Consider the following 25,324-nt stretch of genomic DNA (forward strand, 5'->3'; position numbering starts at 1 on the left):
CTATAAGCATCGCTTACCCCTGCTAAAACCACAGCCCGGCACGCCTGACAGCAGTGGTCAGATGTGCCGGACTGGAGGAAAGCCTAGTAGCGGTCGCGGGGGTTGCGGGGGCCACGTGGTCCGAAGGGGCCGAAAGGTCCGAAGGGGCCTGCAGCGCCGGGGAAGCCTCCTCCGAAACCACCGAAGTCACCATAGCCGCGCCCGTTACGGCCGTTTCTGCCGCCCATGAAGCCTGTGACGATTTTGTTGACGGCCTCACCGATATCATTGATCACGTCATCAGCGGTGGGATTATCCCTGCGGGGATGGCGGGCGCGATACTCCTCTTCTGCACCGAGGTCACCCATCTCCTCGTCGCTGAGAAGGTCCTCCACATAGAGCGGGTCATCGCCGGAGACTTCGATGTCATCGTCATCGAGTCCCTCGCCCAGGTTCATGAACAGATCATCATGCTGGAGGTCTGCATCGAATTCGATCGTGAGCACTGTTCCCTCGAAGGTGAGTTTCTCATCTGGGTCAACACCCAGTTGGTGGGCGTAGCCGATGACGGCGGCCATCTCGGCGAAGGTGGCATCGGAAAGGTCAACTGTGAGTTTGATAGCCATGTGTGGATCCCTATCCCTGAAAGTAGAGTGAGCTGCTGTTTCACTTCCGAGCGTACGGCGGGTGGTGCAGCGTGTAAACCACTTAAGGGAAAAGATCAGGGTACTCCCTGACACTTGTCCGGGGGTGCGCATCTTTGAGAGGTAATCGTGCCCTGAGCCCTTTCTCACCTGGTGGCAGGGTCTTCTATCCGAGAGAGTTGAAGACATTCTGGTTATAGATAAAAGCCTCGTGTGCCTCAGTAAGAAGTGTGTCCCGCTCCTGTGCAGTCAGGTTGAGAGCATCAAGTGCGGCTCGGTAACCGTCCTTATATGGCTTGATCTTGCCCAGGGCCTCAAAACGGTAGAAGGACAGCGCATCAGGGCTGATGTCATAGTGGTCCCCCATCATCCTGGCGATGATCTGGCCCCCTGAGAGATCACCGAGGTAACGGACATAGTGATGGGCGAGCACGCGGGGAAAGTCCCTGGTGGCAGCAATCTCCATGAGTCTCTGGACGTAGTTGGCCGTAGCTGCGGTCGGTTGAATATGCTGGCGCCAGGTGCTGTTGCCATGGAGTGCATCCAGGTCATGTACCAATGCTTTCCTACGCTCCAGGCGTGGGTCAAGCAGTTCCTGGGAGCGGGGATCCGGGGCGCATGAACGAGCGGCTTCCTCCAATGCGGTGTAGAAGAACCACGACTGCTCCTGGAGGTGGATGAAGGCAGTGGTATCCAGTTCCCCCTTCAGTAGCTGATGTATGAAGGTGGAGTGCTCTGCATCCTCATGTGCCTTGGCGGTATGTTCTCTCAGCGCCTCAGACAAGGGTTGGGACATTATGGTGTCAGTGCTGTTGCTCAGGGGCATGGTCATGGTGATCGTCCTTTTGTTGAAGCTTCGGATATCTGAGGCTGTCACGCCGACATCCCTACAATCACCAACCACGCTACTTAGGTTACCTTTACCTATCCATCCTCCGTTAGTTTGATTACGTACCATACCTATTCCCCGCGGTGTTCTACCGAATCCAGGCCCCAGAAAACCTCATCTACCACCTGTCGGCTCTTGCGAGTGATCTTGAGGTAATAGTCCAGATACTCCTGATATTCCGTAGGCTCCCATCCGGATGCTCCTGCGACCTGCGCCAGTTGAGGCCCGGGTGGCGGCAACTGATCCGATCGTTTGCCTTTGACCAGTACCAAGGCATTACGTGCTGCCGTTGCTGTCAACCAGGCATCACGCAAGGTCTGCGCTTGGAGGGGGTTGATGATGGCTTTTTCCTCAACTACATCGAGAACTTCAAGGGTTGACGTATTGTGCAGCTCTGGATACTCATGGGCATGGAGCATGGTCAGCAGCTGCACTGTCCACTCGATGTCAGTCAGCGCTCCCCTACCCAGTTTTGTATGGGTATTTCTATCTGCACCACGTGGAAGTCGCTCATTATCTACCCGTGCCTTCATGCGACGCACTTCACGGATCTGTGCTTCAGTGGCCCCGGTATCTGGATAGCGGAACCTATCGATCGCCTCCAAGAATCGGATACCAAGTTCTTTATCGCCTGCCACCCAGGCGGCGCGCAGTAGTGCCTGGATCTCCCAGGTCTCTCCCCACTTCTCGTAGTAGTTCACATAAGACCCCACTGTCCGGACAATCGTGCCAGAACGTCCCTCCGGGCGTAGCCCCAGATCTACTTCCAGGGGAGGGTCACCAGAAGGCTTAGCCAGCCGGGAACGCATTGAGTCACAGATGCTGATAGCCCAGGCTATCGCCTCATTTTCCTCCACTCCTGGAACTGGTTCAGCAACAAACATGACATCAGCATCTGATCCATATCCCAGTTCAGCACCACCGAGCCTTCCCATTCCGATCACAGAGATCTTTGCCAGTGGGTGGTCTGGTTTTAGTGGATCATTAACCGCTCCACGGATCTCCGCATCCAGGGCAGCATGGAGTACGGCATTCCATACAAGAGACAGGCTGCGACACACTTCCTGCACGCTGAGCATATTGAGAAGGTCTGCTGAGGCGATTCTGGCCAGTTCCTGCCGGCGCAGGGAGCGTGCGGCAAAGATCGCCCGATCAGGATCTTTATGCCTTGACACCGTAGCCTGGAGTGCCTTGCTCACACGGTCAGGTGCGGTTTCCAGGAGTTTCGGGCCAGTGGCACCATCCCCCAGCTGTTTTACGAAATCTGGTGTAGAAATGATCAACGCTGAAGTGAAGGGAGAATTACCTAAAATCCGCATCAGTCGTTGTCCAACAACTCCTTCATCACGCAGCATCCGCAGGAACCAACTGCGGTCATAGGCGGCATCGGAAAGTTTACGATAATTCAGCAGGCCTGCATCTGGATCAGCTGTCTGGGACAGCCATTCCATGAGCGTGGGCAGCAGCATGGCCTGGATTTTCGCCTTGCGGCTTCCCCCGGAGGCCAAAGCCGTGAGGTGCTCATATGCCCGTACTGCATGCTGATAACCGAGTGCACCCAGCTGGAGCTTTGCCGCCTCAGGTGAAAGCTTGATGGTGTCAACGCTGAGGTTGACCACAGAATTCAACAGTGGTCGGTAGAACAGCTGACTGTGCAGAGACTGGATCTGCAGTTTGACCCGGCGCAGGTGATGCTCCATTGCTTTGGCTGAACTCCGCTCACCTGATCCGGTGAACCCGGACGCACGTGCCAACCAGCGCATATTCATCCGGTCATCGCGCTTGGGCATGGTGTGTGTTCGCTTCACCCGTTCCAGCTGAAGACGGTGCTCAAGCAATCGCAGGAATTCATAGGACTCAATGAGGTTCTGCCCATCTTCACGTCCCACATATCCCTGGTCCACCAGAACATGCAACGCCTCAACTGTGGAACGCACCCGGAGCGATTCGTCATAGCGCCCATGCACCATCTGCAGAAGCTGGACGGCGAACTCCACATCACGCAGCCCACCGCGTCCGAGTTTGAGTTCCCGGTCCCGCAGGTCTTCGGGCACGTTTTCCAAGACTCTGCGACGCATTGCCTGAATATCATCGACGAAGGAATCTCGTTGGCTGGCTTCCCAGACCATTGGTCCCAGCCGGTCAATATAGTCCTTGCCCAGAGCCATGTCGCCGGTCATGGGACGTGCTTTAAGCAGTGCCTGAAATTCCCAGGTCTCTGCCCATCGTCTGTAATAGGCCGCATGCGAGTCCAAGGTGCGGACCAGCGCACCACTCTTGCCTTCAGGACGTAGGGCCGCATCAACCTCGAAGAAGCTGTTACAACCGATGCGGATGAATTCTGCTGCCAGACGTGTCGCCTTGGCATGAGCCGGCTCGGCGGCGAAAACAACATCAACATCAGAAATGTAGTTGAGTTCCTGAGCACCACATTTACCCATGGCCATCACGGACAGTCGGGCATCCACGGGCCTGTCAGCATAAACTCCTGCGACAGCAACAGACAGAGCTGCGGTCAAAGCTGCGTCTGCCAAGTCACTGAGTCTGCGAGCTGCAGTGGAAAAATCAACCCGGGGCTGCCCTTTTCGACGAGCATCATTGGGATAGGTCCCGGATAGGTCCAGGGCAGCCAACCGCATCATGATCGTACGATATGTCCATCGCAGGAAGCGTTCCGCATCCGGACCGGTGATGCCTGCACGATAGGTCCCCGGTGTGGTGAGGGCAGCAGATGCTGAATTGGTGGTCTCCGGATTATCCTCGATGGCAAGTTCAGCTGGAGTTGCCTCCACTGACGCAAGCATCTCCGCAAACATCTCTTCGCGGGTGGGAGCATCCTTGCACAGCAACACCCACTGTTCGGGGTTGGCCACAAGATGATCACCGATAGCTGATGAGCCACCAAGAAGTGCGATCAACCGCACCCGGAAGGCCTCATCGCTACGGAGCCGTTGGTCAATCTCATCCCGCGCCTGTGGGGACTCTTCTTCCAGCGCCTGATACAACCTGACCAGGTGATTGAGCGCTACATCCGGATCACCGGAACCAGATAATGCCCACAGTAACGGGAGAGAATCGATGTTGCGCCATCCCAGCCACTCCAGGTCTGCCCTGGCATTTTTAGATTTCAGGGACAATGCCCCGACCGTAGGCAGTGGGTCACGAACAAAACCCACCATCTTGCGTTCATTGATCAACGGGTCAGTCACAGGGACGTCTCCCCCTTTCTGCTTGAATCCCAGGCTTAATAGTCGAGGTTGGAACGCAGTTCCCACGGAGTGATCTGTGCCTGATAATCACGCCATTCCTGCCACTTGTTCCGAAGGAAGAATTCAAAGACACGCTCGCCAAGAATGTCTGCCACCAGATCGGAATGCTCCATCTGTCGAAGTGCCTGATCCAGGCTGCTCGGAAGATCGTCATACCCCATCGCACGACGTTCACGCAGGGTCAGGGTAGAAATGTCATCCTCTGCAGGATCATCCAGCTCATAGCCCTCTTTGATGCCTTTGAGGCCAGCGCCCAGAAGAACGGAAAAGGCGAGGTAGGGGTTACATGCGGAGTCAGGGCTACGGATCTCCACGCGGCGTGATTCAGCCTTGTTCAACCTATAGGTGGGAACACGAACCAGAGCAGAACGGTTGGACATACCCCAGGTTGCAGCAGTTGGAGCCTCATTGCCATAGACGATCCGCTTATAGGAGTTCACCCACTGATTGGTCACCGCTGAGAACTCAGGGGCGTGTCGGAGAATTCCCGCGATGAATTGTTTTGCTGTCTTTGAGAGCTGGTATTCATCGTCAGGATCGTGGAAGGCGTTGGTGTCGCCTTCAAACAAAGACATGTGGGTGTGAATGGCAGAGCCTGCATGATCAGCAAAAGGTTTGGGCATGAAGGTCGCTGCCACACCCTGGTCCCAGGCAACCTGCTTCATGATGTATCTGAAGGTCATGACGTTATCTGCCATGGTTAAGGCATCGGCGTGACGCAGGTCGATTTCCTGTTGTCCCGGCGCGGTTTCATGGTGGGAGAACTCCACTGGAATTCCCATTTCTTCCAGTGCCAGCATGGCGTTGCGTCGAAAGTTCGGTGCTTCGTTGAAGGTGGCCTGGTCAAAGTACCCGCCATTGTCAGTGGGTACGGGTGGTTGGCCGTTGGTTCGCAGGTTCTGTACGAGGAAGAATTCGATCTCGGGAGAGATCATGCAGGTAAATCCCTCATCTGCTGCCAGCTGAACCTGTCGCCGTAATACCTGGCGGGGGTCTGAGAAGCTTGGTTGTCCATCAGGCATGGAGACATCACAAAACATGCGGGCTGCCTGGAGGCGGGAGGTTTCTGCCTCTAGGGGGAGGATCTGGAAGGTCGAGGGATCCGGGCGTGCAATGGTGTCTGCTTCAGAGATGCGGGCATAGCCTTCAATGGCTGAGCCATCAAAGCCAATGCCCTCTTCAAATGCTGATTCTAGTTCTGCAGGGGCTACTACGACTGATTTGAGCTGACCGAGGATATCGGTAAACCACAGTCGGACGAACTTGATGTCACGCTCCTCAATGGTGCTGAGGACGAATTCCTGTTGGCTGTTCATGCTCACCAATTTACGCAGGGTACGGACATAGCCTGGACAAATCACTGTTCAGGCGTGATGGAGGGGGTAGAAAATAATGACAAAAGCAGAGGTCAGGAAGGGTGCGATGAGCGCGTAGGGGTGATGATGTCCGGGGCGAGTGATTGAATCTCAAATAGACCGTTTTAGAACACCAATGCTAATAAAAGGAATTCACCATGTCTGCTCATACCTCCAACCCATCTGCTTCCCGATCTTCTACGGATCACTCTTCGCATCCTGACTCAACTTCTGCTGAGACACATGAGGCTCAGCGGAAACAAGCCGAAGACACTTATCATCAAACACTGGTTGATCTGGGGGTGTTCTGGCTGACTGAATGTGCGAAAACTGGTTGGACTCCAGCTGATCTCCGTCATGAGTTCACCTGCCAGATCGACCCCCTGCTCTTCCATGCCCTATCCACGGTTACTTGTGCTGTCCCTGATGAGCTGCTTGATTATTGGTTTGCTGAAACCTATCCGGGCAACCTACGGGCAATCAGTGTGTCGTCTTTGGAGAAGATCGTGAGACGGCTTCCGCTGCTTCCTCCGTTGAAGGACTGGAGGTTGTTGGACCGCATTCAGCTTCATGACGATGACTATCTGCGGCTTCTCTCCCCTACACAACGCAAGGCTCATGACCGGATCCTGTCTCTTTTGAAGAAAGCGGAATCCACCACCTTTGAAAAAGAGGCGGAAGCTTTAGTGGAGAAGGCTGAATCACTTCGTCAGCAGTACCGTATTGAAGACCTCCTGACAGGGTCCTATTCCGGAAGTTCCGACTCCGGTACTGTTGTGTCACACCGGATCAGGCTGCATGCCCCCTGGGTGAATTATCAGATGAGACTGCTCGGGACCATCGCCCATGCCAATTCCTGCACCACGGCGTTGTTGACCAAATCAGGCATAGCCACCGTTTTCGGCAGCACTGATGATGTGGAACATGTCAGTGATCTGTTCACCAGTCTCAACCGACAACGTGGATATTTCATGCAGACATCTGCCGGGGCGAAAACCGCGCAGGAGCAGAACCAGACATCCAGCTATCGCCGCAGCTTCATGGTTGCCTATGCAAGTCAGGTGGGGGTCCTGCTCAAAAGAGCAGCCCAAAATGTCATGGATAACCTGGAAAACTCAGCTCCCTCTGCTCCTGATGCTGTGATTTTAGTGTTGGAGAAAAGGTTGCAATGTGCCCGTGGAACCATGAATTCTGTCTTTCCCAATACCCGTGCCATGTCCATCAGTGCCAATAATCTGTTGGGTTTTCATGATGGTCGTGAGGCAGCCAGCAAGTCTCACTTCAGTGGGGATTCCTCTGGTCTGTTCGGCCAGAGACAACTCACTGGTGGCAACGCCGGTGGTGACTTTCCGACGTACCATTAGGTAGAAGCACCAATATGCCACTGGGTCGGCTTCAAAGGCAGGTTCCCTGGTGGCAGGGGTACCAACGACAACAGTGAGGAAAAGGGTATCGAACATGAATAAGCACGTTGAGGTGGAAGCAAAGTTCTCAGTTAGTCAGTCCACCACCATTCCTGATCTCACAGAGATTCACGGTGTGACAGGAATCAACGGTTCTGAGGTCCACCACTTATCAGCAGTCTATTTCGATACCGATGACCTCCGACTCACCCGAGCCCGGATCACGCTACGTCGCCGCACCGGAGGTAATGATGCCGGCTGGCACATCAAGTTCCCGGGCGCCTTCGGACGTACTGAAATCCATGGTGCCCTGGATGCCCCGGGAGCAGGCGAGGATACTCCGCCCACCACGGTTCTGGGGCATGTACGCGCACTACTGCGTGGCCGTTCCCTGCAGCCGATAGCCCAGGTGGACAATGAACGCCATGTGTCTTATCTCAGCAATGATCTTGGCGATACCGTCGGTGAGTTCTGCGATGATCATGTGTCAACGGTGTCCCACCTGCCTGGCGGGGTCCGCCAGCAATGGCGTGAATGGGAATTCGAGTTGTCAGAACACATCAGTACTCAGGAGGCCGGCTGGGACCTACTCCAGTCTGCAACAACACAATTGACCAGTGCGGGGGCCTTTGTCTCAGCCAGTCCCTCAAAACTGGTCAGTGCCCTCGGAGATTCCATCAATTACGCACCGGTGCCACCAAAAAAGGCCAGGCTGCCAAAGGGTGATCCAGCACGCGCGGTGTTGGCAGCCATTGAGGCCAATGCCGATAAAATCATTGAATACGATCCGAAGGTGCGTGCTGATGAATGGGATTCCGTTCACCAGATGCGGGTGGCCACCCGTGAGCTCCGCAGTCATATGCAGACCTTTGAGGGGATCCTCGGTGGCGATGCTTACCTCCAGATTGAGAAGGAACTGAAACTTTTAGCCACCGTCCTCGGCCGGGCCCGCGATGCTGAGGTCATTGAGGAACGACTAACCAATCTGCTTGCCACGGAGGTCGGGCACGTCATCGATGAGGAGACCAAGCAGGAGCTTCTCAATGATTTAGGTGGTGACTATGTACGCGAACATGTTCGTGTAGTGGCAGCCCTGGACAGTGATCGCTATTCCCTGCTGCTGCAGTCGCTGGAAGACCTTCTGGTCAATCCTCCACTGATGGACCAGCACCCCTTTGAGAATAATGAAGAACTACAGCAGTCTCCTGAGTCTGAGGTGGTTGAGCAAATTGATCATAGGGAGGAAACTGACACCCTTGTTTCAGAGGTATCTGCAGAACTGGTTGACACACCTGATGCGGTCGAAGCTTCAGCACAGAATGTTACTGAGGTTATCTCAGAAGAAGGCCACGAAGCCGACCAGGAAGATGATTCAGTAGACTCTGAGACTGCTGAAATCCACGGTGATGACACTGGTGCCCCGGTGAAGGACAAAGCTAAGGACAAGGTGGACGCAGTCGAGGTACTGCTCAAACACCTGGACAAGACACACGCCAAGGCCGTGAAACTGCATAAGAAGGCCATCCGGGAGTGGGATGATCAGGAGATCCCGGTCCATGAGCGGGAAGAAAACTTCCACAACGTTCGGAAATCCATCAAGAAGCTCCGCTACAACGCAGAGGCTGTGGGTGAAGCCACCCCGGTGAAAACCAAGAAACTATATAAGGCCTGCAGCAGGCTTCAGTCAGTCCTCGGCGATTTCCAGGACGCCGTGACCTCCCGAGATGAACTGTTGCGTCGAGCACAGCTGGCTCACCGTAAAGGTAAGGACAACTTCGCCTACGGTGTGCTCTACCAACTGGAGCAGACCCTGTCGCGTACCTATCTCGAGGGCTACAGCGATGCCTATCATGCGGTTGCTGCAGCCTATGACAAACTCGAGGCTGCCGGCGCGACCTCATCATCATTCAAGAAGAAGGACAAGAAATCCAATAAGAAAAAGAAGAAATAGTCTTCCCCCTCTTCGATGAACGCCCCTTAGTTTCGGAGAGTTCATCCGGGTGGTCCCCTGCCCTCCCTGGATCTGGGAAGCTGTGGGCAGACCTAAGGTCGACAGGACTGGTCAGAGGGGAGCCAACCCACGCTCCCCTTTCATCCAGTCGTCATTGCCGTGGGTTTAGTCCTCCTCAGGTTCATCATCCCAATCATCGGCAACATCATTGCGTGCCTTCACAATCTCCAGCGCGTGGCGTGCTGCAGCCTCTGTGTCATAGGGCCCCATCCTGGTTTCAAACCCGGTGGTCTTGCCCTGGGAAACCTCTCCGGTGGAAAGGTCGTAGAACCACTTCATATCGCTGTCAGCCATGTCCTGCTCCTTATCAAAAACGGGATTCGGGTGAATGCGCCCCACTATAGTGGCGCGGACCGTACCTCAGGTCCCCGCAGGCGGGAATGCAGGGCCCACCAGCTAGAGTGGATCTGTCCACTACCTTTATCTACTGCAGGGAGGCTCGCGCCCACATGCCCATCTGGCAGCCACTATTCACTGATCCAACAGGCACCACTGTTGAGATGACCCCCGAAGGGCTGCTCGACACTTGTCGCACCTACCACCAGATTTTCTACTCCATAGAGGCAACCGGCGGTGCCACAGCCCCTGCCACATGGTCACTGCTGGGTGAGCACACAGATCACAGTGGTGGTGTGGTGCTGGCTTCACTTGCACAGTGGTCGGTGGCCGTGACAGTCAGTGCCAATGCTGCTGCCGTGATCAATGTGACCACGGTGAGCGGGGCTGAGGGTGGCATCGATAAGCAGTCAATCCCGGTGGAGGAAGTGGCTGAGCGAGCTGCGGTGCAGCAGGCCACGGTTGATGCCCACGGCCGTCTCATCCAGGTTCCAGCACCGGAGGGTGGGGTTGCCGCGCGCCTGGGTGGGGTGGCGTGGACGATGATCCACCGCCAGATGCTCTCACGTGACACCTGTGGTCTGGATATCACGGTGGTCTCCACTATTCCCGCCAAGGTTGGGCTGGGGGAAGCAGCAGCCATTGATGTTGCCACCGCCCTGGCTCTTTTCACCGAGGAATCCAACGACCCTCCAGTGCGAACACGTCTAGCTGAGATCTGCTCGCAGGCTGCCGATACCTTCGCTGGGATTCCACCGGTGCGTGCACGGCATACCGTGGCCTTACGCGGTGGCCATGAGGTTATTTCCGTGGTGGATTACTCTGATGGTTCCGTCACCCAGGCACCGCACCCGGTGAGCAGGTCAGGTGGTTTGAGCGCCTTCGCAGTCATGGCTCCCATGACGCCAACCACGGACAATAACCCCGATGAGACCCGCCGCCGGAGAAACTTCATCGATGAGGCAACCCGTTCCTTCAGCGTGGAATCACTACGACTGTTGCCTGATGCCACGGTCCGTGTAGTCGAATGGCTGCAGGCTGCACGGGAGGTCACCGGTCGAAGAGATCTGCCCACGGTTGAACAGGCACGCAACTGGCTGACCTTCTGGGAACAGGAAACCCTCCGTGCACAGCAACTAGCAAGCGCGCTGCGTGCACGCCGTCAGCAGGATATCGCCACTCTCATTGAGGCCTCACAACGCGATATGATCTGTATGTATGGCATTCCCACCACCGATGAGGCCGTAGCGGGTCTCTGCATGAACCGCGGTGCACTGTCAGCACGCAGTGCCAGCGCCGGCATCACCCACGGGGTCATCACGCTTATCGACGCCCCGAAGGCCCCCAATTTCTCAGCCGATCTTGCTGATGACGGTCTCCTGGTGATCCCACTCGGCCATGGCGACATCGCCCAGAAATATTTCTAGTCCGCAGGTTAGTCTGCGGGCCAGGCAAACTGCACGGCGCGGTTCACCGGATCCGCAGTGATCAGGGTGAATTCTTGCCTGGTCCCCGCCTTCGGCGCCCCCAGTCCCCTGGCGAAAACCGGGGGATCCATGATGAACAACCGTGCCGTGGCCTTCTCCTCATCACTGGATAACGCCACCCCATTGAAATTCTGTCCCACCCAGGGACGTAATACCGTAGCCTCTGTGAGATCAAGACAAGCATTATCTACCTGACCAGCCAGAGCTGAGGTCCTCTTCATTGACTCCAACACCTCATCTTGGACTGTCTTCACCCAATCCGGCACCTCGTACCCACCGGCGATGGCCAGGCAATATTCCGTGGCAAACCGGTCCACCAGCCTACGCAACGGCGCAGTGACATGGGAATAGTATCCACCCACCCCGTTGTGCACCTCCGGATCCACAGCCTCAATGCTCATGTATCCGGATCCACGGAGAAGTTTCTGTGCTTCACGCTGCACCGCCATCCCGGTGGGTACATTGGGATCAATCGTCTGGAGAAACTCCCCGATGGGCTGTTCCTCAGACAGCTCATATCCCAGCGCCTTGGCCTCAAAACGAAAGGTCGCTTCCGATTCCCGCGTCGCAGGTGACAGGGTGCGCAGAATACCGTGACCTGCATCAACCATCATGTTGCCGGCAACCATCCCGGTGAGCAGAGAAATCTCAGAATTATAATCCATGATCGGATGACGGGGTTCGATAATGATCTCATAATGTTCCCCTGCCGCTTCATCAGCAACACGCACCACCCGTTGGCTCGGAATGGAGAGATTAATCGCCTCACGCCGAAGCGCACTCTCCTGACGCAACCTACCTACTGTGGGCAGATGTTCAATGGAAGAGTGCAATAATCCATTATCCAGATCCTGCTGTGCCTGGTCATAGTCCAGACGGGCGCGGGAATTCACCAGCGCACGACGCACATGGAAACCACTGACCTCCCCGAGTTCATCAAGATCAATGGACCAGACAACCGCCGGCCGGTCCTCACCCTGCAACAAACTTCCAGCGCCTTCCGAGAGTTCCTCAGGGTGCAGACGCGCCGGGAAATCCGGCAGGTAAATGGTCTGGCCCCGCTCAATCGAGGCTTGCTCCAGTGCGCTGCCCGGAGCGATGAAGGCGGCAACATCAGCAATCGCATAGTGCACCCGGAAACCAGCCGTGGTTTTTTCTATGTACACGGCCTGATCAAGGTCACGGGATCCGACCGGATCGATCGTGACGAAGGGGATCTCACGGAGATCTTCCCGTTGATCTGAATAAAGATCTTGTGCGCTGGCTGCTTCCTCATGCAGCTGGGTGGGAAAATCCCGTGGCACGTTGAACTCATGCGCCACGGGATCAAAATCTAGGGCTGCAGCATAAAGCTTCATGCGGTCCAATTGTTCCACATCATAAAAATATGTGCAGGGCGAATGAGCCGGTACATAAGCCGGATTCTGTTCCCTTCAAACCACAGCCGAAGCCACGCCATCAAAGGGCGGTGAACATCCATCTCGGACAGTCATTGCTGACTGCCTCCAGCAGCTACCTGCAGACTAGGCGAGCAGCCTTTAACGCCTGCACAGACACACCTTTTCAGATGCATCCTCATGCCTTGCTCCCGGTGGGGTTTACCTGGCCAGACCAGTCACCTGGCCTGCCGGTGCGCTCTTACCGCACCCTTTCACCCTTACCGTCGACCACGAGGATCGATGGCGGTCTACTCTCTGTTGCACTTTCCCGCGGATCACTCCGGGTTGCCGTTAACAACCACCATGCTCTGTGGAGTCCAGACTTTCCTCGGCCAATGCTTCGATACCGCAGAGGGCATCTGGTTCATTGGACGCGATCACCTTGACCGACTCATTCGCAAGGAATCACTCTACCCCTGCAGGACATGATCCTGATAACCGGGGATACAGGATTTTCTAGCCGTCCAAATGCGAGGTGTCATTGAAAAGGCGCATGCAGGTTGGTCCATCCTCATAGAACTCAGCAATCGACAGTGATGCCAGATCCAGGTGGGTCTTTTTGAAGAAAGCCGGGCTGGCATCCAGTGCTTGACGGAGAATCGCCTTGATCGGGGTGACATGGCTGACCACCAGCACATTCGCTGCCCCATAGTCCTTCTGCAGGAGTTCGCGGGCTTTCTTCACCCGTCGGCTCACCTGCTGGAGTGATTCTCCTCCCGGAGGTGCCACAGAACTATCAGCCAACCACTTTTCATGTAGTTCCGGATCAGTCTCCCGGGCTTCGCTGAAAGTCTTACCATCCCACAGACCAAAGTCAGCTTCGATGAGATCATCAACAATCCGGACTTCCATGCCCATCTGCTGTGCTGCTGCTTCAGCAGTCTGCACACAGCGGGTGAGAGGCGAACTCACGATGGCATCAATACCACCCCGCGCTGCTAGCTTCTCAGCTGCAGCCGCTGCCTGGCGCACACCCAGTTCTGACAGCTCAGGGTTGGACCTTCCTGAGTACTGGCGTTTCGCAGACATCGCGGTCTGCCCATGACGCAGCAGGAGGAACCTGGTGGGGTCGGTGGTGGCACCATTCCAATTGGAGGGCTTGGTCTTCTGACAGTTGAGATCCCCCGTTGCAGCTCCAGAAGCACCGGCTGAATCTGCTGGGTCTACGACGATGCCTGCGGCCTGCGCAGCAGCCTTGATGTCAGTGACCACAGGGGTGCCATCATCAATCGGGCCGATGGGCTTTCCCGCGGCAGCTGCATCCATGGCCACATTCGACAGGTGGTCAGCAACCTTGTTCTTCTCACGGGGAATCCAGGTATAGGTAACTTTCCCGATCCCAGAGGCCAGATCGCGGGCCTCGATCGCCATCACCTTCATATCCGGGTGCTTGATCTTCCAGCGCCCGGACATCTGCTCCACCACCAGCTTAGAGTCCATGAACACCTCGACCTCGGTGGCCCCGAGTTCACGAGCTGCACGTAGGCCTTCAATCAGGCCCCGGTATTCAGCAACGTTATTGGTTGACCTGGTGCCCACAACGTAGGCGATCTCCTTGAAGATCTTTTCCTTCTTATCGGAATAAACCACGGTGCCGGAACCGGCCACTCCAGGGTTTCCGCGTGAGCCACCGTCGGCTTCAATAATGAGCTTCATTGAGAAATCAGTTCCCTTAAAAGTTGTAGATAGGGCACCTGTGATCCGCTAAAGATCATCAGTGCGCACCAGTTCCCCCACTGCCTGCAGGCAGTGATCCTGTCTGCAGCTGCCCCCCCCTGTCTGCCATACGGGCCGTCGCCACCGCTGTCGGTGGGCATGGTGCAACCCCCACCTGTGTGGTCAGCACCATGACAGAAGTTACCCGAAGGGCATATGCCGGGTGTTAGTAGAGGTTCTTATGACACATCGCGGATGAGGTAGGAACCGCACTCCGGGCACTGTGGAAGTTCATTGGCTGGAGCATTGCGGATATCAGAGAGCAGGCCGGCAGGCAGAACCATCGCGCAACCACCACAGGAACGGCCGTTGTACCGGGCCGCACCCACACCGTTTTCATCTCGCTGTGCTTCATATTCAGCGAGTGCCCCAGCGGGTAGCTGCTCCTTCAGGCGAGCAACCTTCTCACGTGGGTCTTCCACCTCAGCTGCGGTGGCGGCTGATGCCTCCAGTGCCTCACGTGCGTCGGCAACCTTGCGTTCTGCATCTTGGACGCGGGACTGTGAGAGGTCACGGTTGTTGCGTAGTGCGTGGATCTCGTTGTGTGCTTCCTGGAGTTCACTCATCAGGTCTGCGATGCGGGACTTTGCGGTGTAGAGATCATGGTTGAGGTCGCGGCGACGCTCCTCATCAGTTTCTGCACCGAGGGAATCCTGACTGTCCTTCTTACGGCGGCGCAGCTTGCGCTCATCCGACTGGATGCGCAGGATTTCATTTTCCATATCGTCCACAACCATCTGTGCGGCTGATGCGGCGTCACGCAGGCGGATCTGTTCAGCAACAGCCTTGTCCAGTGCTTCCTGCTCTGGGGAGATCTTGTCCCCACCCACGGCGAGGGAACGTTCAGCGGTGGCCAGCTCGAGAAGGGTCTTCTGCTGTGCTTTATCGAGTTTCATGTGGTGCTCCTAGATGACTGTTTGAGTGATTGTCTTTATGGTGTAACGCCCATTATGTGGCGCCTGTTGCGTAGCGTCTGCTGGGTGGTACCTGCGGCGTAGCACCATCAGTTGTCTCATCGCATCTCCCCACACCAGGTCTGTGCTTCCTGCTGAGAAACTGACGGCAGCTGCTGCAGGAGGGGTGCTGCACCCCTGGTGGGCTTACCCGGCGCGATAGAGGGGTGACGCAGCGTGTGCTGACAGTTGTTTTAAGTCTATGTGGCGTAGCCGTGGTCTTGGTAGTCTGCTCGGTTTCTCCCTGTTCAGGCAGACACTTTTCCAGAACGCCGGGTGTTTTCTGCCGGTGTTGGCGTGGCTAGCACCGCAGGGGAAGGAATCCCGTCCGCAGGGTCCGCTATTGCTCAGCAGTTGCGGGTTTTGCTGCCATTGTCCAGGGATCGGTGCGGATGTTGAGGATTTCAACCGACAGTGCAGGAGCCTTCTGCCCGAGGATCTCCTGGACCTGGGTAGTCCACGGGAATTCGCTGGCCCAGTGGGCGGTATCCACCACGGCGGGGCCACCGGCACGGAGATATTCATCCACTGGGTGGTGGCGGAGATCAGAGGTGACGTAGACGTCCACACCGAGTTTGATCACCTCGTTGAGGAAGCTGTCGCCAGAGCCGGAGGATACCGCCACGGTGGATACCAGCTGTTCCGGGTCACCGGTGGCACGGACTCCCCATTCAGTGGCTGGTAGTCGGTCGGCTACCTGCTGAACAAAGTCAGCCAGACGCATCGGTTCCGGCAGTGTGCCTACACGGCCCAGGCCATAGGCGGTGTCCAAAGGACCTGTGGCCTGGAGTTCCACAATGTCGAAAGCGGGTTCCTCATAGGGGTGGGCTTCTCGCAGTGTTGTGGTCAGCTTGCCGCGTAGTCGGCGTGGGGCGACGAATTCCACCCGCAGTTCGGCATCGCGGTAGAGTTCATCCACTTCGCCTTCAGTGGGGTTGGCATCATCTGTGGGTCGGAACTGGCCGGTGCCCATGACTTCGAAGGTGCATTCCTGGTAGTCACCGACTTCACCGGCGCCTGCCTCAAAAAGGGCTCTTTTCACCTGGTGGGCGTCCTTCTCCAGGACCTGCACGCCCCATTTATCCAGGCCATCCAAAAAGCGTGGTGCGATGGGACGACCAGAGGTGATACCAACGAGTTCTGCGAGTTTATCATTGACACCTGGCCGGGCGGAGTCTGCATTGGTGTGCGCAGAAAATAGCGCCACTCCACCCCGAATCAGGGTGTGGAGGACGCGTCCCTTGGGTTCATCGGCAGCCACCGAGGTGACACCACGCAGGAGTAAGGGATGGTGGATGATCAGCATGTCCACCCCAAGTTCCACGGCGCGGTCCGCTACGTCCTGGGTGCAGTCAAGGGCCAGCGCCACCTTGTGTACCGGGGCATCCGGATCTCCACAGATCAGGCCAACCTTGTCCCAGCTTTCAGCAAGGGCCGGCGGGTAGGCCTCCTCCATGATGTGTCGAATGTGGCCAACGGTCAGTTCACTCACGTGTTGTTCCCTCTTGGTCGCTGTCGGTGTTGTTCAATTCGTCCATGGCGTGTAGCAGCACGGCAACCTCTGAGGGTGTGCGCACTGCCAGGCGCCAGAATCCCAAGTCTAGTCCAGGGAAGGTGTCACATCTGCGCACCGCAATCCCACGGGCTGCTAGCCCCAGACGGAGACGTTCCGCAGCAGCGGGTTTCTCCTCCCCTGCACCTGCCACCGGAGGTTCCACCAACAGATAGGGGGCGTGGGAGGGATAGACGGTGAAATCGGCAGCCTCCAGCTCTGTGGTCATGCTCGCGCGGTTGTTCTCCAGTGCAGCTGAGATTGCCGGTAGTTCTGTTTCTCTCCTGTCACCGGTGCCCATCACTGCCTTGATGGCGAGCAATTGCAGGGTTCCCAGCGGCCAGGGTGCACGGCCACGGGACAGGAGTGCCACGGTCCCGACATCGGAAATAAGGTAGCCACACCGCAGACCGGACAGCGACCATGTCTGGGAGAGGCTTCGCAGCACGATCAACCCGGGCAGTTCACCCACACGGCTGATCATGGAGACCTCATCGCCAGCAGTGAGAAAGGCCTCATCCACCATCAGATACCGCCATGGCTCCGCCAATCGGGAGAGTTCCTCAACTGAGTAGATCTTGCCCGTGGGGTTGGTGGGATTGCCGATGACCACCAGGTCAGCCTCCTCATGAACCCCACCAAAACTGAGTTTGTCCATGGCTTTATCCAGGGTGAAAGGCTTCTGCAGGACTACGCGATCCACGTCGATGCCGGATTCCTCCAGGCAGGTCTCAGCAACCATGACACCGGGATGGACCATCACCGGCCATGCGGGCCGCAACTTCGGCAACAGGGAAAACCCTTCTGTCGCACCGTTGAGCAGCAACACCTGTGCAGGATCAACACCATGCCGGGCGGCGATGGCTGCGATTGCCTCAGCATGGAGCTGGTCATTCGGATAGGAACCGAGCTTATCGACGCCCGACCGCACCACCTCCCGCAACCACTGCGGCGGGGCATCCGCGTGAGCGTTGACTGCAAAATCCACGTCTACCTCAACAGCTGCCTGGTCACCGTGGCCATCCACGGAATCTGTCGGCTGGGCACTATCAAAAGAACTGGTCACGCGTTCCATACTACTTTCTGGCACTCTTGAAACTGTGACTGCACAACCTAAGAAGACACTGTTATTCGACCTCGACGGCACACTCATTGATTCCTTCCCCGGAATCAGGGAGTCTTTTCTCCATACCCTGAATACCCTGGGGTGGGAAATCCCTCCTGAGGAACGCATCAACCGGGTGCCTGGTCCTCCGATGGAGGAGACCCTCCGGAGCCTGGGCATGTCACCTGAGCTTGCGCAACAGGGACTGCAGATCTACCTGGAACGTTATGGCGAGACCGGGTGGGAGAACTCCACCGAATTCCCCGGCATGCGGAATCTGCTGCTCCGTCTCAAGGATGAGGGTTACCGGATCTGCACAGCCACCTCCAAGGGTGAATACTTCGCTGAGAAGACCCTTCGCAAATATGAAATGTATGACCTTCTCGATTTCATGGGTGCAGCACAAGAGGATGGCACCCGCCGCGATAAGGCATCAGTGATCCGCCATGTGATCGACAACGTCAATCTCACCGAGAATGATCCCAACTTGGATCATGTCCTCATGATCGGTGACCGCTCGCATGACATTGAAGGAGCCGCGGCATTTGGCGTCGACTGTGTCGCAGTAACCTGGGGATACGGCACTCCGGAGGAATGGTCACATGCTAAGTACACTGTGACCACTGCTGAAGAGTTAGAGAGGATCATCCATGACTGGACCTAATCTCAACCGTCCGCTGGAAATCGTTTTCGTCTGCACCGGAAATATCTGCCGTTCCCCCATGGCTGAGGTCATCGCACGTCAGAAGGCAGATGAAGCCGGACTGGGCGATGATGTCTACTTCTCCTCCTGCGGCATGGGCGACTGGCATGTTGGCCACCCGGCTGACAAACGTGCCGTCGCGGAGCTTCACAACCACAACTATGACGGTTCCATCCACCGGGCAGCGCAGCTCGGCCCTGAACACATGCGTGCCGATCTGTTCATCGCAATGGATTCCGGCCATGCCCATGAGCTCGCCGCCACCGGCGCCCCCAATGACAAAATCCGGCTCATGCGCTCCTTTGATCCAAATTCTGACCCCAACGATGATGTTGCTGATCCCTACTATGGAACTGATCAGGATTTCACCCTGACCCGTCAGAACATCGAAGATGCCATGCCAGGTCTCATAGAGTGGATCACCGGGCACTTCGCCAATGAGAATTAAGCATCCTCATGTGTTCTCTCGAAATTTCGCTTAGGTCTTTACAGTATTTAGTTCTAAGGTGTGAGGTGTGGAAAGTAAGGTGACCAGCCCAGATTCTGGGCGCAGTGACAGTACCAGGGACCGAAGTACGCGAAATCGCTATTCAGGTGGTGGTTCAACAGCTGCTGCAGAAAAGCACCGGACGGGGACAAAAACCAAGGGTAAAGGCCTGAAGGCCTTCCTGTCCCCCGGTTGGTTTCTCTCCGCAGTGTCCATCATCATCTTCTCCTATGCAGCCTTCACCATGCTCGCACCATGGCAGCTGAACAAGGATGAGGACATAACTCAGCGCAATGTTCAGATCCAGGAAGGCTACGACCGCGACGTCGTCCCCTACTCCGAGGTGTTCAACGAAGACGGCAGTGTCGCTCCGGAAAACGAGTGGTTCCGTGTCTCCCTCACCGGACAATACCTTCCAGATCATGAGGCACTGCTGCGTCTCCGACCGGTGGAGACCACTCCCGCATTCCAGTCACTCACCCCATTCCAGCTTGAGGATGGCCGGGTTGTCCTGATCAACCGTGGCTTCATGGTCTCTCAGGGCACCATCGTCCCGGAGATTGATCCTGCACCATCCACCCCGGTGACCATCGTGGGTCTGGCGCGACGCAATGAGATCCTTCCTGATAAACAACCACTCGAGGACAGTGGTTACCAGCAGGTCTACGGTATCAACACTGATCAGGTTGGTGAGGTAACCGGCCTGGAACTGGGTGAGGACTATGTCCAGCTGTTGGAGGATCAACCAGGCGAGGTCAACGCCATGCCGATTCCCCAACTGGACCGCGGCAGCCACCTCTCCTATGGATTCCAGTGGATCGCCTTCGGTGTGATGGCACCGCTGGGACTGGGATACTTCATCTGGGCTGAGCTGCGTGAGCGTCGTCGCGACAGAGACGAACGTGCAGAGATGGCTAACCAGGCAGAAACTGCACCTGAGGAACAACCCGTGGAAGTTGCAGCAGCACCCGTTGCTTCATCGCAACTTGCTGGAGAGAGCTCTACGGTGTCACAGCACCGCCGACGTTCCCGTTATGGCGATCAGCACCCAGATCACTATAAGCACTTCTCCAAACACCATGAGGAACGCTTCTAACGCTTATCCAACATCACTGCCAGCTCCGTAAGAACTGCGGTGCTGGCAGTCTTGTTTCCGGGGGCCGGTGCCATGTTCATCCTAGACGGCCCTGTCATATTCGGCCTCATATTCAGCTCCCCTCCACAGTGGGCATGAGTGGCCCGATAGTCTTCCGCCGAGAAGCTCTGTGTCCATGATGACTGTCCATGGAAATGAAGAAGCAGGCCACATGAAGTTGATTACTTCATGTGGCCTGCTTCTATATCTGTGCGCCCTGACGGGCTCGAACCGCCGACCTGCTGGGTGTAAACCAGCTGCTCTTCCAGCTGAGCTAAAGGCGCGCACGTGTTTCCCAGACCGTTAGACGATCTGTGAAAGCAACGAGGAAAATATTAACACACCACCACGCAAGCCCAAAATCAGGACTGGACCTGCGACTTTAGGGCGTTCTAGACGACCTTCTTGGTTCCGCGCTGGACCAAGCAGGAACCCTGCCATTCACCGAGGCGTTCCGCCTTGGTCTGGACAAGTCCTGCGAGTTGCGCTGATTCCGAGATGGCTCCCGGCGCAAGAGCACCGGACTTTCCAATTCCCGGAGAAAGCAGCCATACACGGCCATTTTCGGCAAGTGAACGGATGGCGTCCACAAGTCCGTCAACAAGATCACCATCATCTTCGCGCCACCAGAGCAGCACGACATCACACAGCTCGTCGGTGTCTTCGTCGAGGAGCTCCTCACCGAGGAACTCTTCAACAGATTCACTGATCAGCGAATCACAATCATCATCCCACCCAATTTCCTGGACGGTCTGACCCGATTCAATGCCGAGAAGTTGAGCATAATCCTGGGCACCTTGCTTGACTGCGCCCGGAGCGTCGGCCACTGTAATGTTCCTCCTGTGATTCGACCCTCATATAGATAGGGGGCAGTTCACTCGTGGAACGACCTCCTGAGGGCTATTGATGTTTACCCCAAGCACATTACCGCGCCAACCCCGGAAGTTCCCATATTTCCTGGGAATTATTTCTGAACACTCCCCCATATGCCTGAAGAATATCCTTTTGACGGATATCCCACCTACACATATTGACCCCCAGGAATGATCCCCTTGGAGAGTAGATACCCCAAAGCAACATCAGACCTCATTTAAATTCGCCCCCAAAGCAAACATGAGAGAAACATCACATTAGGCACAGGCACCTTTCCGCTCCCCGGAAATACCCAGGATTGGGATTTCTGATCGTGCCAGTTCTACACCGTTTTCACCCCGCCCCCTTTCCGGAATGTGATTACGGACACCCAAAGGTTTCCTCGGGTACCAATCACAGAACCGTGCATCTCCCAGCAGAAAGTGCCTGTTCTGCAAGGCTTTGTTAAACCATAAGCGCTTTTGTGCGTATCCTTGTGTCAACTTGTGCGCACACCGCTGCCCACATCCACCTGAACAAATTGAGCATGTGGAATGGCATGAATTCATTTCCACAACGTGTTCTGACAGTCCCTCCGTACCCCGGCGGGGACGGCAGTTCAATACGATTTCCCGGTCATATAAGGGATCGTGTGGTGACGTGGAGGCGGTTGCCGGTCCGCCGGTCGCATAAACGAAATAAACATTCCAACAGGAGGTGTGGAAATGGCCGATCAAACAAAACTTGGTGGCAAGCCCACGGATGACACCAATTTCGCGATGATCCGTGACGGTGTTGCATCCTACTTGAACGACTCCGACCCGGAGGAGACCAAAGAGTGGATGGATTCCCTCGACGGTCTCCTCGAGGACACGTCACCGGAGCGTGCACGTTATCTGATGCTGCGTCTGCTTGAGCGTGCATCTGCAAAGCGTGTTCCTCTACCGCCGATGACCTCTACGGATTATGTCAACACGATTCCAACTTCCATGGAACCTGACTTCCCTGGTGACGAGGAAATGGAAAAGCGCTACCGTCGCTGGATCCGCTGGAACGCAGCCATCATGGTTCACCGTGCACAGCGCCCGGGCATCGGAGTTGGCGGACACATCTCCACCTACGCCGGCGCAGCCCCACTGTATGAAGTCGGCTTCAACCACTTCTTCCGCGGCAAGGACCACCCGGGTGGCGGCGACCAGATCTTCTTCCAGGGCCACGCCTCCCCCGGCATGTACGCACGTGCCTTCATGGAAGGCCGCCTCAGCGAAGAGGACCTGGATACCTTCCGTCAGGAAGTCTCCCTTGAAGGGGGCGGAATTCCGTCCTACCCACACCCACACGGCATGCCTGAGTTCTGGGAGTTTCCAACCGTATCCATGGGCCTGGGCCCAATGGATGCCATCTACCAGGCACGTTTCAACCGTTACCTCCACAACCGTGGCATCAAAGACACCTCTGACCAGCACGTCTGGGCATTCCTCGGCGATGGCGAGATGGATGAGCCTGAGTCACGCGGTCTGATCCACCAGGCAGCACTGAACAACCTGGATAACCTCACCTTTGTGGTCAACTGCAACCTGCAGCGCCTTGACGGCCCTGTTCGCGGTAACACCAAGATCATCCAGGAGCTCGAATCCTTCTTCCGCGGTGCCGGCTGGTCCGTCATCAAGGTCATCTGGGGACGCGAGTGGGATGAACTGCTGGAGAAGGACCAGGACGGTGCTCTCGTTGAGATCATGAACGACACCTCTGACGGTGACTACCAGACTTTCAAGGCCAATGACGGCGCTTATGTCCGTGAGCACTTCTTTGGTCGCGATCCACGCACGCTGAAGCTTGTTGAGGACATGACTGATGAGGAGATCTGGAAGCTCCCACGCGGTGGCCACGACTACCGCAAGGTCTATGCCGCCTACCAGCGCGCACTTGAGAACAAGGATCGCCCAACCGTGATCCTGGCTCACACCATTAAGGGTTACGGCCTCGGCCACAACTTCGAGGGTCGTAACGCGACCCACCAGATGAAGAAGCTGACCCTTGATGATCTGAAGCAGTTCCGCGACAAGCAGGGCCTCCCCATCACCGATGAGGAGCTGGAGAAGGATCCATACCTGCCTCCGTACTACCACCCTGGTGATGATGCACCGGAGATCAAGTACATGAAGGAGCGTCGTAAGGCACTGGGCGGATACCTGCCTGAGCGCCGTGAGAACTACGAGCCACTGCAGGTACCACCACTGGACAAGCTGCGCTCGGTCCGCAAGGGCTCCGGCAAGCAGCAGATCGCCACCACCATGGCAACAGTTCGTACCTTCAAGGAACTCATGCGTGACAAGAACCTGGCAGAACGCTTGGTTCCGATCATCCCGGATGAAGCCCGTACCTTCGGCTTGGACTCTTGGTTCCCGACTCTAAAGATCTACAACCCACACGGTCAGAACTACGTGCCGGTGGATCACGATCTCATGCTGTCCTACCGCGAGGCCACCGATGGCCAGATCTTGCACGAGGGCATCAACGAGGCCGGTTCCGTGGCATCTTTCATTGCTGCCGGTACTTCCTATGCCACCCATGGCAAGGCCATGATCCCGCTGTACATTTTCTACTCGATGTTCGGTTTCCAGCGCACCGGTGACAGCATTTGGGCTGCCGCCGACCAGATGGCACGTGGTTTCCTCCTGGGTGCCACCGCAGGTCGCACCACCTTGACCGGTGAGGGTCTCCAGCACATGGATGGGCACTCCCCGATCCTGGCGTCCACCAACCCTGGTGTGGAGTCCTACGACCCGGCCTTCGGTTACGAGGTTGCACACCTGGTCCACCGCGGAATCGACCGCATGTACGGCCCTGGTAATGGTGAAAATGTCATCTACTACATCACCATTTACAATGAGCCAACCCCGCATCCAGCCGAGCCTGAGGATCTGGATGTAGAAGGCCTGCACAAGGGCATCTACCTCTTCTCCAAGGCTGAGGGCGAAGGCCACGAGGCCTCCATCCTGGCTTCCGGTGTGGGAATGCAGTGGGCACTCAAGGCCCGCGACATTCTCGCTGAGCACTACGGCATCAAGGCCAACGTCTTCTCTGCCACCTCCTGGACTGAGCTGGCCCGCGACGGTGCCCGTATCAACCTCGAGGCACTGCGCAACCCAGGTGCTGACGTGGCTGAGCCATTCGTTACCACCCAGCTGAAGAAGGGCTCCGGCCCTTATGTCGCAGTCTCCGACTTCGCCACCGATCTGCCCAACCAGATCCGCGAATGGGTTCCAGGCGACTACACCGTCCTGGGTGCCGATGGATTCGGATTCTCCGATACCCGTCCAGCTGCACGCCGCCACTTCAATATCGATGCTGAATCCATCGTTGTTGCAGTTCTGCGTGGACTGGCACGTGAAGGCAAGATTGACGCTTCAGTAGCTGCACAGGCTGCCGAGAAGTTCAAGCTTTCTGATCCGACCTCTGTCTCCGCTGATCTGGATGCTCCGGAGGAGTAATCCTTCAAGTTTGGACTATTGAGGTTTAAAACCCACGCACAATCTGCGTGGGTTTTCCCATTCCTGCCCCCACTCCCCCAGGCACACAGGACAGTCTCAGAAATCCCACCGCAGAGCCTATATTCACGATTTCCTCTGTTTCTCTCACTCAACAAGCAAAGGGCGTATCACAGGTTATGCTTGAGCGATAGCCATTGGAAGCATCAAATAATTTCTCATGGGATGTTTTGCCAGAGGAAAAAACCTGGGAGGAGTCCCCTGTGCACATTGGTGTACCCCGGGAGAGAGATCCTGGGCAGGTACTTATGGCAGCAACACCGGACACGGTGTCCAAGCTGATCACACTCGGATAGGACCTGGATGTAGAAGCAGGTGCGGGTACCCGCGCCTGCTATCCTGATGAGCTCTATGCAGCCGCTGAAGCCCAGATCGTGAGTGAGGAGCTATGGAAATAGTCCGCGATATCATCACGGTCTTGGGTACCCCGCCGGTGGAGTACCGGACCAGGATGCGGC

The 25,324-nt window shown here is 56.5% G+C and carries 18 protein-coding genes, 1 tRNA gene and 1 other RNA gene; 7 read left to right on the forward strand and 13 right to left on the reverse strand.

The annotated features are described in order from the left end of the window. Nucleotides 1–83 precede the first annotated feature (83 nt). The 4 genes from Q0M74_RS02290 to glnA form a co-directional block, all read right to left on the reverse strand. Nucleotides 84–605, reverse strand: a complete 522-nt coding sequence (locus tag Q0M74_RS02290) for a hypothetical protein (protein WP_293951402.1) — start codon at nt 603–605, stop codon at nt 84–86. Between the two features lie 184 nt (nt 606–789). After that, the gene (locus Q0M74_RS02295; RefSeq protein WP_293951456.1) at nt 790–1,455 is read right to left on the reverse strand and encodes a heme oxygenase (biliverdin-producing); all 666 of its coding nucleotides are present in this window, start codon (nt 1,453–1,455) and stop codon (nt 790–792) included. A 128-nt stretch (nt 1,456–1,583) separates the two neighbouring features. Continuing rightward, the gene (locus Q0M74_RS02300) at nt 1,584–4,721 is read right to left on the reverse strand and encodes a bifunctional [glutamine synthetase] adenylyltransferase/[glutamine synthetase]-adenylyl-L-tyrosine phosphorylase (protein ID WP_293951404.1); all 3,138 of its coding nucleotides are present in this window, start codon (nt 4,719–4,721) and stop codon (nt 1,584–1,586) included. Nucleotides 4,722–4,756: 35 nt separating this feature from the next. Beyond that, nucleotides 4,757–6,097 carry a type I glutamate--ammonia ligase gene (gene glnA, locus Q0M74_RS02305; protein WP_293951406.1) on the reverse strand — a complete coding sequence of 447 codons (1,341 nt, stop codon included), beginning with the start codon at nt 6,095–6,097 and terminating at the stop codon, nt 4,757–4,759. Nucleotides 6,098–6,294: 197 nt separating this feature from the next. On the opposite strand from glnA, the gene Q0M74_RS02310 reads away from it, so the two are divergent. Both Q0M74_RS02310 and Q0M74_RS02315 read left to right on the forward strand, forming a co-directional pair. Continuing rightward, entirely contained in the window at nt 6,295–7,500 is a 1,206-nt protein-coding gene (locus Q0M74_RS02310) for a DUF2786 domain-containing protein (protein ID WP_293951408.1), read from the forward strand. Nucleotides 7,501–7,594: 94 nt separating this feature from the next. Further along, a complete protein-coding gene (locus Q0M74_RS02315; protein ID WP_293951410.1) occupies nt 7,595–9,490 on the forward strand; it encodes a CYTH and CHAD domain-containing protein in 1,896 nt (631 codons plus the stop codon). A gap of 165 nt (nt 9,491–9,655) precedes the next feature. Here Q0M74_RS02315 and Q0M74_RS02320 read toward each other — a convergent pair whose 3' ends face one another. Continuing rightward, complete coding sequence (locus Q0M74_RS02320; RefSeq protein WP_293951412.1) at nt 9,656–9,844, reverse strand: SPOR domain-containing protein; 189 nt, start codon at nt 9,842–9,844, stop codon at nt 9,656–9,658. 155 nt (nt 9,845–9,999) lie between these two features. On the opposite strand from Q0M74_RS02320, the gene Q0M74_RS02325 reads away from it, so the two are divergent. Further along, the gene (locus Q0M74_RS02325; RefSeq protein ID WP_293951414.1) at nt 10,000–11,313 is read left to right on the forward strand and encodes a galactokinase family protein; all 1,314 of its coding nucleotides are present in this window, start codon (nt 10,000–10,002) and stop codon (nt 11,311–11,313) included. Between the two features lie 8 nt (nt 11,314–11,321). Here the strand turns inward: Q0M74_RS02325 and Q0M74_RS02330 are convergent, their stop codons facing one another. From Q0M74_RS02330 to cobC, 6 genes are all read right to left on the reverse strand, one after another. Beyond that, on the reverse strand, nt 11,322–12,731 hold the full coding sequence (locus Q0M74_RS02330) for an RNB domain-containing ribonuclease (RefSeq protein ID WP_293951416.1): 1,410 nt from the start codon (nt 12,729–12,731) through the stop codon (nt 11,322–11,324). A gap of 39 nt (nt 12,732–12,770) precedes the next feature. Beyond that, nucleotides 12,771–13,206: RNase P RNA component class A (gene rnpB / locus Q0M74_RS02335), an RNA gene on the reverse strand. Nucleotides 13,207–13,268: 62 nt separating this feature from the next. Continuing rightward, the gene (locus Q0M74_RS02340) at nt 13,269–14,468 is read right to left on the reverse strand and encodes a bifunctional RNase H/acid phosphatase (protein ID WP_293951418.1); all 1,200 of its coding nucleotides are present in this window, start codon (nt 14,466–14,468) and stop codon (nt 13,269–13,271) included. A gap of 239 nt (nt 14,469–14,707) precedes the next feature. Next, a complete protein-coding gene (locus Q0M74_RS02345) occupies nt 14,708–15,424 on the reverse strand; it encodes a zinc ribbon domain-containing protein (RefSeq protein ID WP_293951420.1) in 717 nt (238 codons plus the stop codon). A 397-nt stretch (nt 15,425–15,821) separates the two neighbouring features. After that, complete coding sequence (locus Q0M74_RS02350; protein ID WP_293951422.1) at nt 15,822–16,973, reverse strand: Nif3-like dinuclear metal center hexameric protein; 1,152 nt, start codon at nt 16,971–16,973, stop codon at nt 15,822–15,824. Beyond that, entirely contained in the window at nt 16,966–18,108 is a 1,143-nt protein-coding gene (gene cobC, locus Q0M74_RS02355) for an Rv2231c family pyridoxal phosphate-dependent protein CobC (RefSeq protein ID WP_293951457.1), read from the reverse strand. Before cobC ends, Q0M74_RS02350 begins: the two co-directional genes overlap by 8 nt. Before the next feature lie 25 nt (nt 18,109–18,133). Between cobC and Q0M74_RS02360 the strand changes: the two genes are divergently transcribed. The 3 genes from Q0M74_RS02360 to Q0M74_RS02370 all read left to right on the forward strand — a co-directional run bounded on the left by Q0M74_RS02360 (nt 18,134) and on the right by Q0M74_RS02370 (nt 20,424). Further along, nucleotides 18,134–18,802, forward strand: a complete 669-nt coding sequence (locus Q0M74_RS02360; RefSeq protein WP_293951424.1) for an HAD hydrolase-like protein — start codon at nt 18,134–18,136, stop codon at nt 18,800–18,802. Beyond that, entirely contained in the window at nt 18,789–19,289 is a 501-nt protein-coding gene (locus tag Q0M74_RS02365) for a low molecular weight protein-tyrosine-phosphatase (RefSeq protein WP_293951426.1), read from the forward strand. Before Q0M74_RS02360 ends, Q0M74_RS02365 begins: the two co-directional genes overlap by 14 nt. Before the next feature lie 208 nt (nt 19,290–19,497). Beyond that, nucleotides 19,498–20,424 (forward strand): SURF1 family protein, encoded by a 927-nt coding sequence (locus Q0M74_RS02370; RefSeq protein WP_293951459.1) that lies wholly within the window; start codon nt 19,498–19,500, stop codon nt 20,422–20,424. A gap of 250 nt (nt 20,425–20,674) precedes the next feature. Here the strand turns inward: Q0M74_RS02370 and Q0M74_RS02375 are convergent. Beyond that, a tRNA-Val gene (locus Q0M74_RS02375) sits at nt 20,675–20,747 on the reverse strand. A 108-nt stretch (nt 20,748–20,855) separates the two neighbouring features. Then, complete coding sequence (locus Q0M74_RS02380; protein ID WP_293951428.1) at nt 20,856–21,290, reverse strand: DUF3052 domain-containing protein; 435 nt, start codon at nt 21,288–21,290, stop codon at nt 20,856–20,858. Between the two features lie 750 nt (nt 21,291–22,040). On the opposite strand from Q0M74_RS02380, the gene aceE reads away from it, so the two are divergent. Further along, a complete protein-coding gene (aceE, locus tag Q0M74_RS02385; RefSeq protein WP_293951430.1) occupies nt 22,041–24,809 on the forward strand; it encodes a pyruvate dehydrogenase (acetyl-transferring), homodimeric type in 2,769 nt (922 codons plus the stop codon). Nucleotides 24,810–25,324 lie beyond the last annotated feature (515 nt).

This window comes from uncultured Corynebacterium sp. (assembly GCF_945649885.1).
In the GTDB taxonomy this organism is placed as follows: Bacteria; Actinomycetota; Actinomycetes; order Mycobacteriales; family Mycobacteriaceae; genus Corynebacterium.

Excerpts from the sequence above, each read along its gene's own strand:
- Q0M74_RS02315 (WP_293951410.1), top strand. The coding sequence starts at position 7,595 with ATGAATAAGCACGTTGAGGTGGAAGCAAAGTTCTCAGTTAGTCAGTCC.
- glnA (WP_293951406.1), bottom strand. The coding sequence starts at position 6,097 with ATGAACAGCCAACAGGAATTCGTCCTCAGCACCATTGAGGAGCGTGAC.
- Q0M74_RS02365 (WP_293951426.1), top strand. The coding sequence starts at position 18,789 with ATGACTGGACCTAATCTCAACCGTCCGCTGGAAATCGTTTTCGTCTGC.
- Q0M74_RS02290 (WP_293951402.1), bottom strand. The coding sequence starts at position 605 with ATGGCTATCAAACTCACAGTTGACCTTTCCGATGCCACCTTCGCCGAG.
- Q0M74_RS02325 (WP_293951414.1), top strand. The coding sequence starts at position 10,000 with ATGCCCATCTGGCAGCCACTATTCACTGATCCAACAGGCACCACTGTT.
- Q0M74_RS02345 (WP_293951420.1), bottom strand. The coding sequence starts at position 15,424 with ATGAAACTCGATAAAGCACAGCAGAAGACCCTTCTCGAGCTGGCCACC.
- cobC (WP_293951457.1), bottom strand. The coding sequence starts at position 18,108 with ATGGAACGCGTGACCAGTTCTTTTGATAGTGCCCAGCCGACAGATTCC.
- Q0M74_RS02320 (WP_293951412.1), bottom strand. The coding sequence starts at position 9,844 with ATGGCTGACAGCGATATGAAGTGGTTCTACGACCTTTCCACCGGAGAG.
- Q0M74_RS02340 (WP_293951418.1), bottom strand. The coding sequence starts at position 14,468 with ATGAAGCTCATTATTGAAGCCGACGGTGGCTCACGCGGAAACCCTGGA.
- Q0M74_RS02295 (WP_293951456.1), bottom strand. The coding sequence starts at position 1,455 with ATGACCATGCCCCTGAGCAACAGCACTGACACCATAATGTCCCAACCC.
- aceE (WP_293951430.1), top strand. The coding sequence starts at position 22,041 with ATGGCCGATCAAACAAAACTTGGTGGCAAGCCCACGGATGACACCAAT.
- Q0M74_RS02330 (WP_293951416.1), bottom strand. The coding sequence starts at position 12,731 with ATGAAGCTTTATGCTGCAGCCCTAGATTTTGATCCCGTGGCGCATGAG.
- Q0M74_RS02310 (WP_293951408.1), top strand. The coding sequence starts at position 6,295 with ATGTCTGCTCATACCTCCAACCCATCTGCTTCCCGATCTTCTACGGAT.